This window comes from Enterobacter cloacae complex sp. IR53030, from assembly GCF_049238365.1.
GTDB lineage: Bacteria > Pseudomonadota > Gammaproteobacteria > Enterobacterales > Enterobacteriaceae > Enterobacter > Enterobacter kobei.
The window spans coordinates 1-13,449 of sequence record NZ_JBMKHA010000010.1 but is presented as its reverse complement, the minus strand read 5'-3'; the positions used below and the strand labels follow the sequence as shown (position 1 = coordinate 13,449).

General features: G+C 54.5%; 13 protein-coding genes, 6 tRNA genes and 1 other RNA gene. 11 read left to right on the top strand and 9 right to left on the bottom strand.

Annotated elements, in window-relative coordinates; all coding sequences use genetic code 11:
* Positions 1-13 precede the first annotated feature (13 nt).
* The 3 genes from zipA (at position 14) to ACOTXR_RS12010 (ending at position 3,299) form a co-directional block, all read left to right on the top strand.
* The gene (zipA, locus tag ACOTXR_RS12020) at positions 14-997 is read left to right on the top strand and encodes a cell division protein ZipA (protein WP_421767035.1); all 984 of its coding nucleotides are present in this window, start codon (positions 14-16) and stop codon (positions 995-997) included.
* Between the two features lie 69 nt (positions 998-1,066).
* Positions 1,067-3,082 (top strand): NAD-dependent DNA ligase LigA, encoded by a 2,016-nt coding sequence (gene ligA, locus ACOTXR_RS12015; RefSeq protein ID WP_045268310.1) that lies wholly within the window; start codon positions 1,067-1,069, stop codon positions 3,080-3,082.
* Between the two features lies 1 nt (position 3,083).
* A complete protein-coding gene (locus ACOTXR_RS12010) occupies positions 3,084-3,299 on the top strand; it encodes a DUF3820 family protein (protein WP_014884735.1) in 216 nt (71 codons plus the stop codon).
* Here ACOTXR_RS12010 and ACOTXR_RS12005 read toward each other — a convergent pair.
* The gene (locus ACOTXR_RS12005) at positions 3,296-4,291 is read right to left on the bottom strand and encodes a bile acid:sodium symporter family protein (protein ID WP_014884734.1); all 996 of its coding nucleotides are present in this window, start codon (positions 4,289-4,291) and stop codon (positions 3,296-3,298) included. The genes ACOTXR_RS12010 and ACOTXR_RS12005 overlap by 4 nt on opposite strands.
* Before the next feature lie 89 nt (positions 4,292-4,380).
* Between ACOTXR_RS12005 and ACOTXR_RS12000 the strand changes: the two genes are divergently transcribed.
* A complete protein-coding gene (locus ACOTXR_RS12000) occupies positions 4,381-5,316 on the top strand; it encodes a LysR family transcriptional regulator (protein WP_014884733.1) in 936 nt (311 codons plus the stop codon).
* On the opposite strand, the gene ACOTXR_RS11995 is transcribed toward ACOTXR_RS12000, so the two are convergent.
* Positions 5,313-5,654 carry a FlxA-like family protein gene (locus tag ACOTXR_RS11995; RefSeq protein WP_014884732.1) on the bottom strand — a complete coding sequence of 114 codons (342 nt, stop codon included), beginning with the start codon at positions 5,652-5,654 and terminating at the stop codon, positions 5,313-5,315. The genes ACOTXR_RS12000 and ACOTXR_RS11995 overlap by 4 nt on opposite strands.
* 207 nt (positions 5,655-5,861) lie before the next feature.
* Between ACOTXR_RS11995 and xapA the strand changes: the two genes are divergently transcribed.
* The 3 genes from xapA to ACOTXR_RS11980 all read left to right on the top strand — a co-directional run bounded on the left by xapA (position 5,862) and on the right by ACOTXR_RS11980 (position 8,952).
* On the top strand, positions 5,862-6,686 hold the full coding sequence (gene xapA / locus ACOTXR_RS11990; RefSeq protein ID WP_023338616.1) for a xanthosine phosphorylase: 825 nt from the start codon (positions 5,862-5,864) through the stop codon (positions 6,684-6,686).
* Between the two features lie 51 nt (positions 6,687-6,737).
* The gene (locus tag ACOTXR_RS11985) at positions 6,738-7,994 is read left to right on the top strand and encodes a nucleoside permease (protein WP_058690515.1); all 1,257 of its coding nucleotides are present in this window, start codon (positions 6,738-6,740) and stop codon (positions 7,992-7,994) included.
* A 67-nt stretch (positions 7,995-8,061) separates the two neighbouring features.
* Positions 8,062-8,952 carry a LysR family transcriptional regulator gene (locus ACOTXR_RS11980; RefSeq protein ID WP_058690514.1) on the top strand — a complete coding sequence of 297 codons (891 nt, stop codon included), beginning with the start codon at positions 8,062-8,064 and terminating at the stop codon, positions 8,950-8,952.
* Positions 8,953-9,007: 55 nt separating this feature from the next.
* Here ACOTXR_RS11980 and ACOTXR_RS11975 read toward each other — a convergent pair.
* From ACOTXR_RS11975 to ACOTXR_RS11955, 5 genes are all read right to left on the bottom strand, one after another.
* Positions 9,008-9,133: non-coding RNA, RtT sRNA (locus ACOTXR_RS11975), on the bottom strand.
* A 29-nt stretch (positions 9,134-9,162) separates the two neighbouring features.
* Positions 9,163-9,238 (bottom strand) — tRNA-Lys (locus tag ACOTXR_RS11970).
* A 29-nt stretch (positions 9,239-9,267) separates the two neighbouring features.
* A tRNA-Val gene (locus tag ACOTXR_RS11965) sits at positions 9,268-9,343 on the bottom strand.
* Between the two features lie 29 nt (positions 9,344-9,372).
* Positions 9,373-9,448, bottom strand: a tRNA-Val gene (locus tag ACOTXR_RS11960).
* 41 nt (positions 9,449-9,489) lie between these two features.
* Positions 9,490-9,565 (bottom strand) — tRNA-Val (locus ACOTXR_RS11955).
* A 258-nt stretch (positions 9,566-9,823) separates the two neighbouring features.
* On the opposite strand from ACOTXR_RS11955, the gene gltX reads away from it, so the two are divergent.
* Positions 9,824-11,239, top strand: a complete 1,416-nt coding sequence (gltX, locus tag ACOTXR_RS11950; protein ID WP_058690513.1) for a glutamate--tRNA ligase — start codon at positions 9,824-9,826, stop codon at positions 11,237-11,239.
* Positions 11,240-11,283: 44 nt separating this feature from the next.
* On the opposite strand, the gene ACOTXR_RS11945 is transcribed toward gltX, so the two are convergent.
* The gene (locus ACOTXR_RS11945; RefSeq protein WP_032629138.1) at positions 11,284-11,676 is read right to left on the bottom strand and encodes a YfeC-like transcriptional regulator; all 393 of its coding nucleotides are present in this window, start codon (positions 11,674-11,676) and stop codon (positions 11,284-11,286) included.
* A 1-nt stretch (position 11,677) separates the two neighbouring features.
* Positions 11,678-12,040 carry a YfeC-like transcriptional regulator gene (locus tag ACOTXR_RS11940; RefSeq protein ID WP_014884727.1) on the bottom strand — a complete coding sequence of 121 codons (363 nt, stop codon included), beginning with the start codon at positions 12,038-12,040 and terminating at the stop codon, positions 11,678-11,680.
* 217 nt (positions 12,041-12,257) lie between these two features.
* Between ACOTXR_RS11940 and ACOTXR_RS11935 the strand changes: the two genes are divergently transcribed.
* The 3 genes from ACOTXR_RS11935 (at position 12,258) to ACOTXR_RS11925 (ending at position 13,442) form a co-directional block, all read left to right on the top strand.
* A tRNA-Ala gene (locus ACOTXR_RS11935) sits at positions 12,258-12,333 on the top strand.
* A 41-nt stretch (positions 12,334-12,374) separates the two neighbouring features.
* A tRNA-Ala gene (locus ACOTXR_RS11930) sits at positions 12,375-12,450 on the top strand.
* 215 nt (positions 12,451-12,665) lie between these two features.
* Positions 12,666-13,442 carry an MASE1 domain-containing protein gene (locus tag ACOTXR_RS11925; protein WP_421767034.1) on the top strand — a complete coding sequence of 259 codons (777 nt, stop codon included), beginning with the start codon at positions 12,666-12,668 and terminating at the stop codon, positions 13,440-13,442.
* Positions 13,443-13,449: the final 7 nt, after the last annotated feature.

Sequence of the window (13,449 nt, the reverse complement as noted above, 5' to 3'; positions counted from 1 at the left end):
AACAGAGAATATAATGATGCAGGATTTGCGTCTGATATTAATCATTGTTGGCGCGATCGCCATAATCGCTTTACTGGTACATGGTTTCTGGACCAGACGTAAAGAGCGTTCTTCGATGTTCCGCGATCGCCCACTGAAGCGCATGAAGTCCAGTCGTGATGACGATGACATTGAAGATGACATCGACGGTCGCGACGATGACGGCGTGGGTGAAGTTCGTGTTCATCGGGTCAATACTGCGCCCGGCGCGGCTCATGGGGAGCATGAAGCCCCCCGTCCTGCGCAGCACCAGTATCAACCGCCGTACGCCTCTGCTCAGCCGCGCCAGCAGGCGCCGCAGCCGGTAGAAGAGCCTGTGCGCCAGCCGCCGCAACAGCCTGTCCATCAGCAGCCTGCTGCGCCACAGCCGGTTCAACCGCAGCCCGTGCAGCAGCCTGTGCAACAACAGCCCGCGCAGCCGGTACAACAGCCGCAGCAGCCTGTTCATGTGCAGCCAGCGCCGCAGCCTGCTCCAGCACAGCATGTTGAGCCAGAACCGGTAGCACAGCCAGAACCGGTTGTTGAAAAACCGCAGCATAAAGAAGCGGTGATCATCATGAACGTGGCCGCGCATCACGGTAGCCATCTCAACGGTGACGTGCTGCTTAACAGTATTCAACAGGCAGGCTTCAAGTTTGGCGACATGAATATTTTCCATCGCCACCTGAGCCCTGACGGTAGCGGCCCGGCGCTGTTCAGCCTGGCCAATATGGTCAACCCGGGTACTTTTGATCCGGAAATGACCGGTGATTTCGTGACCCCAGGTGTCACCATCTTTATGCAGGTGCCCTCTTACGGTGATGAACTGCAAAACTTTAAGCTGATGTTGCAATCCGCTCAGCATATCGCTGACGAAGTAGGCGGTGTGGTGCTCGACGATCAGCGTCGAATGATGACCCCGCAGAAACTGCGCGAGTATCAGGACCGCATCCGCGAAGTTAAGGAAGCCAACGCGTAATCATCGCGTTTACGTCAACTCCTCCTCAACCCCCGCATGTCGGGGGTTTTTTCTCATTGATGGTGCGATATGGACTCAATCGAACAACAACTCACTGACCTGCGAACCACGCTTCGCCATCATGAATATCTCTATCATGTTATGGACGCGCCGGAGGTGCCGGATGCGGAGTATGACCGCCTGATGCGCGAGCTGCGCGAACTGGAGGCGCAGCACCCGGAACTCATTACGCCGGATTCTCCCACCCAGCGCGTCGGTGCCGAGCCGCTGGGAGCGTTCAGCCAGGTACGCCATGAAGTGCCGATGCTGTCGCTGGATAACGTCTTTGATGAAGAGAGCTTCCTCGCGTTTAACAAGCGCGTGCAGGACCGTCTGAAAAGCAGCGACGCTCTCACCTGGTGCTGCGAGCTGAAGCTTGATGGCCTGGCGGTCAGTCTTCTCTACGAAAACGGCGTGCTGGTGCGTGCCGCGACGCGTGGCGACGGCACGACGGGTGAAGACATTACGACCAACGTGCGCACCATCCGCGCAATTCCGCTGAAGCTGCAGGGGGACAACATTCCTGCGCGTCTGGAAGTGCGCGGCGAAGTGTTTCTTCCCCAGGCGGGTTTCGAGAAAATCAACGAAGAAGCGCGCCGCACCGGCGGGAAAGTATTTGCTAACCCGCGTAATGCGGCGGCAGGCTCTTTGCGCCAGCTTGACCCGCGTATCACCGCGAAGCGACCGCTCACTTTCTTCTGCTACGGCGTGGGGATCCTGGAGGGAGGCGAGCTGCCGGATACGCATCTCGGGCGTCTGATGCAGTTTAAGGCGTGGGGCCTGCCGGTGAGTAACCGCGTGCAGCTCTGTGACTCGCCAGAAGCGGTACTCGCGTTCTACCACAAGGTGGAAGCGGACCGTCCGACGCTCGGTTTTGATATTGATGGCGTTGTCATTAAGGTGAACTCACTGGCGCTTCAGGAGCAACTCGGGTTTGTGGCGCGTGCGCCGCGCTGGGCGGTGGCGTTTAAGTTTCCTGCTCAGGAGCAGATGACCTTCGTTCGCGACGTGGAGTTCCAGGTCGGCCGTACGGGCGCCATTACCCCGGTCGCCCGTCTTGAGCCTGTGCAGGTCGCGGGCGTGCTGGTGAGTAACGCCACGCTGCATAACGCCGATGAGATTGAACGTCTGGGCCTGCGGATTGGTGACAAAGTGGTGGTTCGTCGCGCGGGCGATGTTATTCCGCAGGTGGTAAACGTCGTTGAGTCTGAACGCCCTGATGATACGCGTGAAGTGGTCTTCCCGACCCATTGCCCGGTGTGTGGCTCTGACGTGGAGCGTGTTGAAGGTGAGGCGGTAGCGCGCTGTACGGGCGGCCTGATCTGTGGCGCGCAGCGTAAAGAGTCACTGAAGCACTTCGTCTCCCGTCGCGCGATGGACGTCGACGGCATGGGCGATAAGATTATCGATCAGCTGGTTGAAAAAGAGTATGTGCATACGCCAGCGGATCTCTTCAAACTGACGGCGGGCAAGCTGACCGGTCTGGATCGCATGGGGCCGAAGTCGGCGCAGAACGTGGTTAACGCTCTGGAAGCCGCAAAAGAGACCACCTTCGCCCGTTTCCTTTACGCGCTGGGCATCCGTGAAGTGGGGGAAGCAACGGCAGCAGGTCTGGCGGCGTACTTTGGCACGCTGGAGGCGCTGGAAAAGGCAAGCATCGACGAGCTGCAGAAAGTGCCGGATGTCGGCATTGTAGTCGCCACGCACGTCTTTAACTTCTTTGCGGAAGAGAGCAACCGCGAAGTCATTGGCAAACTGCTGGCAGAGGGCATCAAATGGCCCGCGCCGGTGGTGGTTAATGCTGAAGAGATCGACAGTCCGTTCGCCGGTAAAACGGTGGTGCTGACCGGCAGCCTGAGCCAGCTTTCACGCGACGATGCGAAAGCGCGTCTGGTGGCGCTGGGCGCAAAAGTGGCGGGCAGCGTATCGAAGAAAACCGACCTGGTGATTGCCGGGGAAGCAGCGGGTTCGAAGCTGGCGAAAGCCCAGGAACTTGGCATTGAGGTTATCGACGAAGCGGAAATGATGCGTCTGTTAGGAGAGTAACGTGGAAAAAGAGCAGCTCGTTGCGATCGCCAATACGGAGATGCCGTTCGGTAAATATAAGGGCCGCAGGCTGATCGATTTGCCGGAGGAGTATCTGCTGTGGTTTGCCCGTAAGGATGAGTTTCCGGCCGGGCGACTGGGCGAGCTGATGGCTATTACGCTACTGATCAAAACCGAGGGGCTGACCCAGCTGGTTCAGCCCCTGAAACGTCCTTAAGCCTTCGCGGCGCGGGTCTCTTCCTGCGCCAGTTTTTCCGTCTGACGTTTATAGCGACGCGCCAGCACGGCGCAGACCATCAGCTGGATCTGATGGAAAATCATCAGCGGCAATACCATCATCCCAATTACCGAGGTCGGGAACAGAATGTTGGCCATCGGGATACCGTTCGCCAGGCTCTTCTTCGAACCGCAGAAAACAATCGTAATTTCATCTGCTTTGTTGAAGCCGCATTTACGTGCCACAAAGACGTTTACGGCAATGACAATCGCCAGCAGGACAATGCTGACCACCACGATAAACAGCAGTGAGCCTGCGCCCACCTTGTGCCAGATCCCGTTCACGACCGCTTCGCTGAAGGCGGAGTAAACCACCAGCAGAATTGAGGTCTGGTCGGTTTTGGAGATCCACTTTTTATGCTTCGTCACAAACGCACCTGTCCACGGGCGCGAGAGATGGCCCAGGACAAACGGCAGCAGCAGTTGCAGACAGATCCTGCCCACCTGCTCAAGGTTACCCTCCGCGCCATGCATGTTCATCAGCAGGCCCACCAGCAGCGGGGAGACGAAAATCCCTAACAGGCTGGATGCCGATGCGGAGCAGACCGCGGCCGCAACGTTGCCACCCGCGAGGGAGGTAAACGCAATGGCCGACTGCACGGTGGCTGGCAGAATACAGAGATACAAAAAACCGGTGTAGAGTGCCGGGTCGACGTTAACTGGCGCCCACCACGCAAACAGCACCCCGAGGATGGGGAACAGAATAAAGGTGCTGCACATCACCCAGAGGTGCAGTCGCCAGTGGCCACCACCCGCGATAATCGCTTCGCGGGAGAGTTTTGCACCGTGCATAAAGAACAGCAGCGCGATAGCGGCCGTCGTCAGCCCCTCAAAAAACGGGACGAAACCACCGCGGGCCGGGAAAAACGAGGCCAGTAAAACGGTGACCACCAGAGTAAGCGTAAACGGATCAACAATACGAAATAGTTTCATAATGACTCCTGAAAACAGATGTCGCTATTGTGCTTTTTTCCATTTGAGAAATAAAATTGATTTATTGCATTCATTCATGAATTAAACAGATGAATTACTCCTTACGCCAGCTTCGTATTTTTGTCACCGTTGCCCATGCCCGTAGCTTCAGCCGGGCAGGAGAGATGATTGGCCTCAGCCAGTCAGCAGTCAGCCACAGCGTGAAAGAGCTGGAAAATCAGACCGGCGTGCGGTTGCTTGACCGTACCACACGCGAAGTGGTGCTGACCGAAGCAGGGCAGCAGCTGGCCCAGCGCCTCGAACGTCTGCTGGATGAACTGAACAGCACGCTCAGAGACGTGGGAAGGCTGGGGCAGCAGCTTTCGGGTACCGTGCGGGTCGCAGCCAGCCAGACAATATCGGCACACCTTATCCCGCAGTGTATCGCGGAGGGAAACCACCGCTATCCGGACATTGATTTTGTGTTGCATGACCGGCCGCAGCAGTGGGTGCTGGAAAGCATCCGTCAGGGAGATGTGGATTTTGGTATTGTGATCGACCCCGGCCAGGTGAGCGACCTGGCGTGCGAAAGCGTGCTTTCTGAGCCTTTTTTACTGCTCTGCCGGGATGACGATCCGCTGGCAACCTTGCCGGCGGTCAACTGGCAGTCCCTGCAGGGCGCGAACCTGGTTTTGCAGGATTATGCCTCCGGCAGCCGTCCGCTGATCGATTCCGCGCTGGTTAATCAGGGCGTAAAGGCCACCATCGTGCAGGAAATTGGGCATCCGGCCACGCTGTTTCCCATGGTGGAAGCCGGAATTGGGATCAGCGTGTTGCCCGCTCTGGCACTCCCCCTGCCGCAGGGGAGCCGACTGGCCGTGAAGCGTTTAACGCCTGTTGTCGAGCGAAAACTGATGTTAGTCCGGCGCAAAAATCGTTCCCTCTCGGGGGCGGCGCAGGCTATATGGGAAGTGGTGCGTATCCAGGCACAGCGATTAACCGAGGCCCGCATACGCGACCCACTGTTTAACGCATCCGACGATTAAATATAGATATCGATCTGATGATCGTCTGTCGGGCTATTCACCCCTTCCACTTTACCCGGCGCTTGCTCCTGTTTCTTTTGCTCCTCTTCAGCCTGCTGGTGCTGCAGCGCGGCGAGCTGCGCCTGTAGCACGGTGATTTGGGTCTGAATGAGCTCCTGCTGCTTTTTCTTTTCATCTGCACTGCCGGAACTGTCCGCCAGCTCTTTTAACTGCTGAGTCAGCTGTTGGATCTTGTCGAGAATACGGCTGATTTGCGCAGCAATATCGTTCCCGCCGGAAGCCCCACTCCCGCCGCCGCTGGTTTGAATGGGTGGGGCTGAAGCCTGGATAGTCGTCATACTTTTTCCTCGCGTTATAAAACAGAGGTATCGGCACTGACGGGATTAGCTTGAGCAAAACTGCCATATCTGGCAGGACATTACATTGATACAAAAACAGTATTGATGGTGCCGGGAAAGTGTATTGGAGGTCACCCGCAGGCTCCGGATATAAGACTAGGGTCATGCGATCCATGCGATCGCGATCTTCATTCTCAAGGAGCCTCTATGACCCTCTCAAAAAACCCGTGGTATTGCGCCGATATTATCCGTGCGGCTAAGCCTGACTTCACGCCTCGCGTGGCGTTTATTCTCGGCTCTGGCCTTGGCGCGCTCGCCGACCAGATTGATGATGCCGTTTCCCTGAGCTATGAAAAACTGCCGGGCTTCCCGGTGAGCACCGTCCACGGCCACGCAGGCGAGCTGGTGCTGGGGCATCTTGCCGGGGTGCCTGTTGCCTGTATGAAAGGGCGAGGGCACTTCTATGAGGGGCGCGGGATGACCATCATGACCGATGCGATCCGCACGTTCAAACTGCTGGGATGTGAGTTGCTGTTTAGCACCAATGCGGCAGGCTCATTGCGCCCGGAAGTTCTGCCGGGGAGCCTGGTTGCCCTGAGCGACCATATCAATACCATGCCTGGCACGCCGATGGTGGGGCTGAACGATGAGCGCTTTGGCGACCGTTTCTTCTCCCTGGCCAATGCTTACGACGCGGATTACCGTGCGATGCTGCAAACCGTGGCGGCGAAAGAGGGTTTCCCGCTGCATGAAGGGGTATTTGTCTCTTATCCGGGCCCGAACTTCGAGACGGCGGCAGAGATCCGCATGATGCAAATTATCGGCGGCGATGTGGTCGGCATGTCCGTGGTGCCGGAAGTGATTTCCGCACGCCACTGTGGCCTGAAGGTTGTAGCCGTTTCTGCAATTACCAACCTCGCCGAAGGTTTGGGCGAGGTAAAGCTGTCGCATGAGCAGACGCTCGCGGCGGCTGAGCTCTCACGCCAGAACTTCATCAATCTTATCTGCGGTTTTCTCCGCCATATTGCCTGAGTAAAACAATAAAGTGGCCCGTCAGGGCCACACTGCTATAAGGAATGGGCTATGAACATCACGACTCGCTTAAAGATGATGTCCTTTATGCAATATTTTATCTGGGGGAGTTGGCTGGTTACCCTCGGTGCTTACATGATCAACACCCTACACTTTACCGGCTCCGACGTGGGCATGGTCTACAGCTCCAAAGGCCTTGCCGCGATCGTTATGCCTTCGCTGGTGGGAATCATTGCCGACAAATGGCTACGGGCAGACCGCGCCTACGTCATTTGCCACCTCGTCTGTGCCGCCGCACTCTGTTACGCCGCGCAGGTGAATGAGCCCGGCCTGATGTTCTGGGTCATGCTGGTCAATGCGATGGCCTTTATGCCCACCATTGCGCTGTCGAATACGATCTCCTATTCCTGTCTTGAGCAGGCGGGTCTGGAGACGGTAAGCCATTTTCCGCGCGTGCGGGTGTATGGCACCGTGGGCTTTATTGTGGCAATGTGGGCCATAAGCCTGATGGGGGCGGAGCTAAGCAACGTGCAGCTTTATATTGCAGCTGGCGCGTCTCTGCTGCTGGCGCTCTATTCTTTGACGTTGCCGGCCATTCCCATGGCAAAGCAGAAAACGGCCCAGTCTCTGGCCAGCAAGCTGGGCCTTAATGCCTTTGTTCTTTTTAAACAGCCTCGCATGGCGGTGTTCTTTTTGTTCGCGATGCTGCTGGGTGCTGTGCTGCAGATCACCAATACCTTCGGTAGCCCCTTCCTGCATGATTTTGCCCGTAATCCGGCGTATGCAGATAGCTTTATCGTCAGGTACCCGTCCATTTTGCTCTCCGTTTCGCAAATGTCAGAGGTGTTCTTCATTCTGACCATTCCGTACTTCCTCGGACGGTTTGGTATTAAAGCCGTGATGCTGATGAGCATGGTGGCCTGGATGCTCCGGTTTGGTCTGTTTGCCTTTGGCGACCCCTCCGCAACGGGCTTTGTGCTGCTCATGCTTTCCATGATTGTCTATGGCTGTGCATTCGACTTCTTCAATATTTCCGGCTCAGTGTTTGTCGAACAGGAGGTCAGCACCGATATTCGCGCCAGCGCACAGGGGCTGTTTATGACGACGGTTAACGGTATTGGGGCTTATTTCGGATCGGTATTGAGCGGTATGGCAGTTGATTATTTCTCGGTGGATGGGGTGAAAGACTGGCAGACGATCTGGCTGGTGTTTGCAGCCTATGCCCTGGTACTGGCCGTAGTGTTTTATTTCAGCTTTAACTACCACCACGCCAGTAAAAACAGCGAGATGCGCACAGTTGCGCACTAAATTTCCCCTCTCTGCGGTGAAAGGCTTTAAGGTAGGCGCTTAAGTGTTATCGCCAGGATATGTTTTGATGGAACGCGTCTATCGAACCGACCTCAAGCTGCTGCGCTATTTTCTGGCCGTGGCGGAGGAACTGCATTTTGGACGGGCTGCGGCCCGTCTCAATATGTCCCAGCCGCCATTAAGCCTGCACATTAAAGAGCTGGAAAGCCAGCTGGGCACGTTACTGTTTATTCGCCACTCGCGAAGCGTCGCGTTGACGCATGCGGGTAAAGTGCTGATGGAAGAGTCTCGTCGGCTGCTTGCCAGCGCAAATCAGGCTCTGGCGCGCGTCGAACAAATTGGCCGGGGTGAGGCAGGGCGTATTGAGCTGGGTATTGTCGGTACCGCCATGTGGAGTGAGGTGCGCACGGTTATGCGCACTTTTTTGAAAGAACATCCGAATGTTGATGTCGTTTTTCGCGAAAAGTCGCCGGTCATGCAGATGGCGCTGCTTGAGCGGCAGGAGCTGGATATTGGGATCTGGCGAATGGCAACGGAGCCCACCGGGGGGTTTACCAGCGTGCGGTTGCGCGAGGCGGCGTTTCTTGTGGCGATGCCGGAAGATCACCGGCTGATCAGGGAACCATCCGTTGCGCTTGCTGATTTACAGGACGAGTATTTCGTCACGATGCCGTCAGCACATTCTGACTGGGCATTTTTACATCGCGTCTGCCAGCAGGCCGGTTTTTCACCGATGATTGTACGCGAAGCCGTAGAGCCACAAACGGTACTGGCGATGATAAGCATGGGGATGGGGATTACGCTCGCTGCCGACAGTTACGCGCAAATGCAGTGGCCGGGCGTGGTGTTTCGCCCGCTGAAAGAGCGTATTCCGGCAGATTTGTATGTCGTGTATAACGAGAAACAGGTGACGCCGGCGGTGAAGACGTTGATTGAGACGTTGACGGCAGGAAAGTAGACAAACTGCAGATGCGCAGATAGCAAAAAAGCGCCTTTAGGGCGCTTTTTTACATTGGTGGGTCGTGCAGGATGACTCGCTTCGCTCGCCCTTCGGGCCGTCGCCGTAAACGACTCCGGTGCCTCACTGCGTTCGGCTCGAACCTGCTGCAGGTTCGAATCATCCATATCGCAGATAGCAAAAAAGCGCCTTTAGGGCGCTTTTTTACATTGGTGGGTCGTGCAGGATTCGAACCTGCGACCAATTGATGAAAAGTCAACTGCTCTACCAACTGAGCTAATCGCCCATTTCGGAACTACTGCGATAAGATGAGAATGGGGGGCGATGACGGGCTCGAACCGCCGACCCCCTCCGTGTAAAGGAGATGCTCTACCAACTGAGCTAATCGCCCATTTCGGAACTACTGCGATAAGATGAGAATGGTGGGCGATGACGGGCTCGAACCGCCGACCCCCTCCGTGTAAAGGAGATGCTCTACCAACTGAGCTAATCGCCCAATCTCAACACTTATCTACACTGCGAGTCTACCGAAGTAGATGGTGGGTGATGACGGGCTCGAACCGCCGACCCCCTCCGTGTAAAGGAGATGCTCTACCAACTGAGCTAATCACCCCCGCTGTGTGGAGTCGCATTATAGGGAGAGTTGAAAATGAGTCAACGCATTTTCTAAAGTTTTTATTCGTTCGTCGTAAAATTAAACAAAACGATCGCAAAACGGGCGGTGGCGCATGATTTCTAAACAAAAACAGCAAACTCGCTCATGATAAAGGGATGAACATTGAGGAATCCCCCCACAGTGATAGAATATTGCCCATTGTTTTTTCCCCGGGATTTGCCGATTGCCGGCATCTTTATAACGTAAGGCCATTTCATGAAAATCAAAACTCGCTTCGCGCCGAGCCCGACAGGCTATCTGCACGTCGGTGGTGCTCGTACTGCTCTCTATTCCTGGCTTTTTGCACGCCACAACAAAGGTGAGTTCGTGCTGCGTATTGAAGACACCGATCTTGAGCGCTCCACGCCGGAAGCAATTGAAGCCATTATGGATGGGATGAACTGGCTGAACCTGGAGTGGGATGAAGGCCCGTATTTCCAGACCAAACGTTTTGACCGCTATAACGCAGTTATTGATGAGATGCTGGTCGCGGGCACGGCGTATAAATGCTACTGCTCCAAAGAGCGTCTGGATGCGCTGCGTGAAGAGCAGATGGCAAACGGTGAAAAGCCGCGTTATGACGGCCGCTGCCGCCATGACCATAGCGAGCATGCTGCTGATGAACCGTGCGTGGTGCGTTTTGCTAACCCGCAGGATGGCTCGGTGATCTTTGACGACCAGATCCGTGGCCCGATCGAATTCAGCAACCAGGAGCTGGACGATCTGATCATCCGCCGTACAGATGGTTCTCCAACCTATAACTTCTGCGTTGTGGTTGACGACTGGGATATGGAAATTACCCACGTTGTCCGTGGTGAAGACCATATCAACAACACGCCGCGCCAGATCAACATTCTGAAAGCGCTGAATGCCCCTGTGCCTGTCTATGCACACGTTTCCATGATCAACGGCGACGACGGGAAAAAACTGTCTAAACGTCACGGCGCTGTCAGCGTTATGCAGTATCGCGATGACGGTTATTTGCCGGAAGCGCTGCTGAACTATCTGGTGCGTCTGGGCTGGGCCCACGGCGACCAGGAGATCTTCAGCCGCGAAGAGATGATCGAACTCTTTTCTCTGAGCTCAGTGAGTAAATCAGCGAGCGCATTTAATACCGATAAGCTGCAGTGGCTGAACCATCATTACATCAATACCATGCCGCCGGAATACGTGGCGACTTACCTGCAGTGGCACATTGAGCAGGCAAATATTGATACCCGTACAGGCCCTGAACTGGCGGACCTGGTGAAACTGCTCGGCGAGCGCTGCAAAACGCTGAAAGAAATGGCTGAAAGCTGCCGCTACTTCTATGAAGAGTTTGATGAGTTTGACGCGGATGCGGCGAAGAAACACCTCCGCCCGGTTGCGCGTCAGCCGCTGGAAGTGGTGCGAGACAAGCTGACTGCGATCGCTGACTGGACCGCAGAGAACGTGCATGACGCTATTCAGGCGACGGCGGACGAGCTGGAAGTTGGTATGGGTAAAGTCGGTATGCCGCTGCGTGTTGCGGTGACCGGTGCGGGCCAGTCCCCGGCACTGGATGTGACCGTGCATGCAATTGGTAAATCACGCAGCGTGGCGCGTATTAACAAAGCGCTGGACTTTATTGCGGCACGTGAAAACCAGCAGTAATCACATTTTAGTCTGGCAGAACGGCAGGGTGACCTGCCGTTTTTTTATGCCGTATATTCAGCCAGATTCAGACGGGTAAGAAAGCCGCGTAACCCTTCGCGCTTCAGGAATGCATCCAGACGTTCCTGTTCAGACGGCGTCAGGTTTTCCAGCGTCGCAATGATATCCGGTCGCAGAGTAGAGGAGGGGACAATGTATGGCGCTGTTGTCTCTGCCAGGTGGTACACTGCCTGACGGTTTCGGATAGCCGGGAGGCGCATGATATGTTCCTTCACGCGCGCATCGACGTGTATGAGCCTCGCCCGACCGCCTTTCACACCATTGAGACCTTCGGTCTCCCATCCCTGCTGGCGTATCCAGCGATTCACCGTTTGCCTGGCAACGCCTAAACTCTCCGCCAGCTCTTCCGTGGTCATTTTGCTACGTAATCTTTTCATATTAATTCTGGTCGCGAATTCCCAGGCGTTGTAACAAACCGGTAATCCCTTCCCGCAGTAACAGTGATGTCATCTGCTTCTGCTCTTCTGGCGTCATTTCATTTGCCAGCGTCAGGAGGAGGGTATGAAGCGAACGCTCATTGCTGATGCCGTCAGGCATTGCGGATGTCTCCGTTGCCCGCCGCGCGCTGCGGATAAAGTCACGCACCTTTTCATTCACATGTACCAGGCGTGCTTTGCCCCCCTGGACGCCTGGTTTTGGTGACGTTATCCAACCCTCTTTGCGTACCCATTTATTGATGGTCTGTCGGCTATAGCCGGTGAGCAGGGCTAACTCTTCCGGCGTCATTCGTTCCTTGATCATACAATTTCCTGAATATTCTTGGGGTTAATTAACGGCTCATTTTATAGCACCGTTTAACGTGAAAACGTGACAGGCTTAACTCATGACTGCGAGCAGGCTCGCAAAGTGATTCATTTGCATGAATTTTCGGCGATTGAATCACGGTCAATGAATTTGCCGTTGACACTCCGCGGCGGAATTCATATTATGCCGCCCGTCAACATGACAGCTTTACGATGGGGCTATAGCTCAGCTGGGAGAGCGCTTGCATGGCATGCAAGAGGTCAGCGGTTCGATCCCGCTTAGCTCCACCAAACTCTGAACCCAACAGAGTGCGGTCAGTAAAGTCACATGTGGGGCTATAGCTCAGCTGGGAGAGCGCTTGCATGGCATGCAAGAGGTCAGCGGTTCGATCCCGCTTAGCTCCACCAAAATTTTAAACCCTCGTCAAAAGACTAGGGTTTTTTTTATCTGTTTGTAACGTTCACCACCGCATTTTGTTATCAAAAAGAAGGTATTCCTGTACCTGACCTCAATCGAAATCAATAAACCTGTCCATAAATAGACTTCAACTTGATTCGCACAATTAATAAACCTATTATCCATCCGGTCAATGATATGAACGGATAATAATCGCATCAGCTTAATGAATAGAAAAACGTACAATAATGTAAAGATATTTATAATTGCCCTGGCGATATGCCTGATCGCGGTTCCTTTCTCCCGTTATCTCTCCCCGCGCGCGATTGTGAATGGTCACGACGTTTATTTAGCGTGGTTACCCCTGAGCGTTATGCTGGCGGTAATTCTGTTATTTGGTCGTCGGGCAATTCTTCCCATTCTGTTAGGTTTTACTGTTACTAATTTATTCTATATTAATTTAGCACCGCTACAATATTCAGTATTGCTGTTTTGTCAGACCTTTGCGTTGTTCGCGGCGTGCGGCCTGTTGCGCATCATGCTGGGCAGGCGCTGGCGCTACTGCATTCCTAACAAGCACATTGGATTACGGATATTCTGGCTCGGTTTTATTGTGCCACTCGGCATTAAAATGTCGATGTATTTAGCGGGCTATTTGTTTGATTTCCCGGTAACTATCTCCACCTTCTTCGGTGAAGGGACGGTAATTTATAACGTCGTGGATATTCAAAGTCTGATAGGCGCGGCGCTGATTTTTACCATGATGTTCTATTACCCGTTAAGAATGATAATTAATCCTCGTTATGCCATTACCTTCTGGCGACGAAGCGTGAAGCCCATTTTTTTCCATAAGAATTCATTGTTTATATTTGTCTGGCTCATGCTTCTAGGCTTCATTCTCGCTGTTTTATGTGGCCCTTTTGAATCCCCTGTTATAGCGGGCTATTTAATGCCGCTGATTTTTATTCTCTTTACCTTAGGGAAGGTGCGAACAAGTTCCTGATATGAGA

Bases quoted from the DNA above. Each gene is read 5' to 3' on its own strand.
- zipA (WP_421767035.1), top strand. From the start codon at position 14: ATGATGCAGGATTTGCGTCTGATATTAATCATTGTTGGCGCGATCGCC.
- ligA (WP_045268310.1), top strand. From the start codon at position 1,067: ATGGACTCAATCGAACAACAACTCACTGACCTGCGAACCACGCTTCGC.
- ACOTXR_RS12005 (WP_014884734.1), bottom strand. From the start codon at position 4,291: ATGAAACTATTTCGTATTGTTGATCCGTTTACGCTTACTCTGGTGGTC.
- ACOTXR_RS12000 (WP_014884733.1), top strand. From the start codon at position 4,381: ATGAATTACTCCTTACGCCAGCTTCGTATTTTTGTCACCGTTGCCCAT.
- ACOTXR_RS11995 (WP_014884732.1), bottom strand. From the start codon at position 5,654: ATGACGACTATCCAGGCTTCAGCCCCACCCATTCAAACCAGCGGCGGC.
- xapA (WP_023338616.1), top strand. From the start codon at position 5,862: ATGACCCTCTCAAAAAACCCGTGGTATTGCGCCGATATTATCCGTGCG.
- ACOTXR_RS11985 (WP_058690515.1), top strand. From the start codon at position 6,738: ATGAACATCACGACTCGCTTAAAGATGATGTCCTTTATGCAATATTTT.
- ACOTXR_RS11980 (WP_058690514.1), top strand. From the start codon at position 8,062: ATGGAACGCGTCTATCGAACCGACCTCAAGCTGCTGCGCTATTTTCTG.
- gltX (WP_058690513.1), top strand. From the start codon at position 9,824: ATGAAAATCAAAACTCGCTTCGCGCCGAGCCCGACAGGCTATCTGCAC.
- ACOTXR_RS11945 (WP_032629138.1), bottom strand. From the start codon at position 11,676: ATGAAAAGATTACGTAGCAAAATGACCACGGAAGAGCTGGCGGAGAGT.
- ACOTXR_RS11940 (WP_014884727.1), bottom strand. From the start codon at position 12,040: ATGATCAAGGAACGAATGACGCCGGAAGAGTTAGCCCTGCTCACCGGC.
- ACOTXR_RS11925 (WP_421767034.1), top strand. From the start codon at position 12,666: ATGAATAGAAAAACGTACAATAATGTAAAGATATTTATAATTGCCCTG.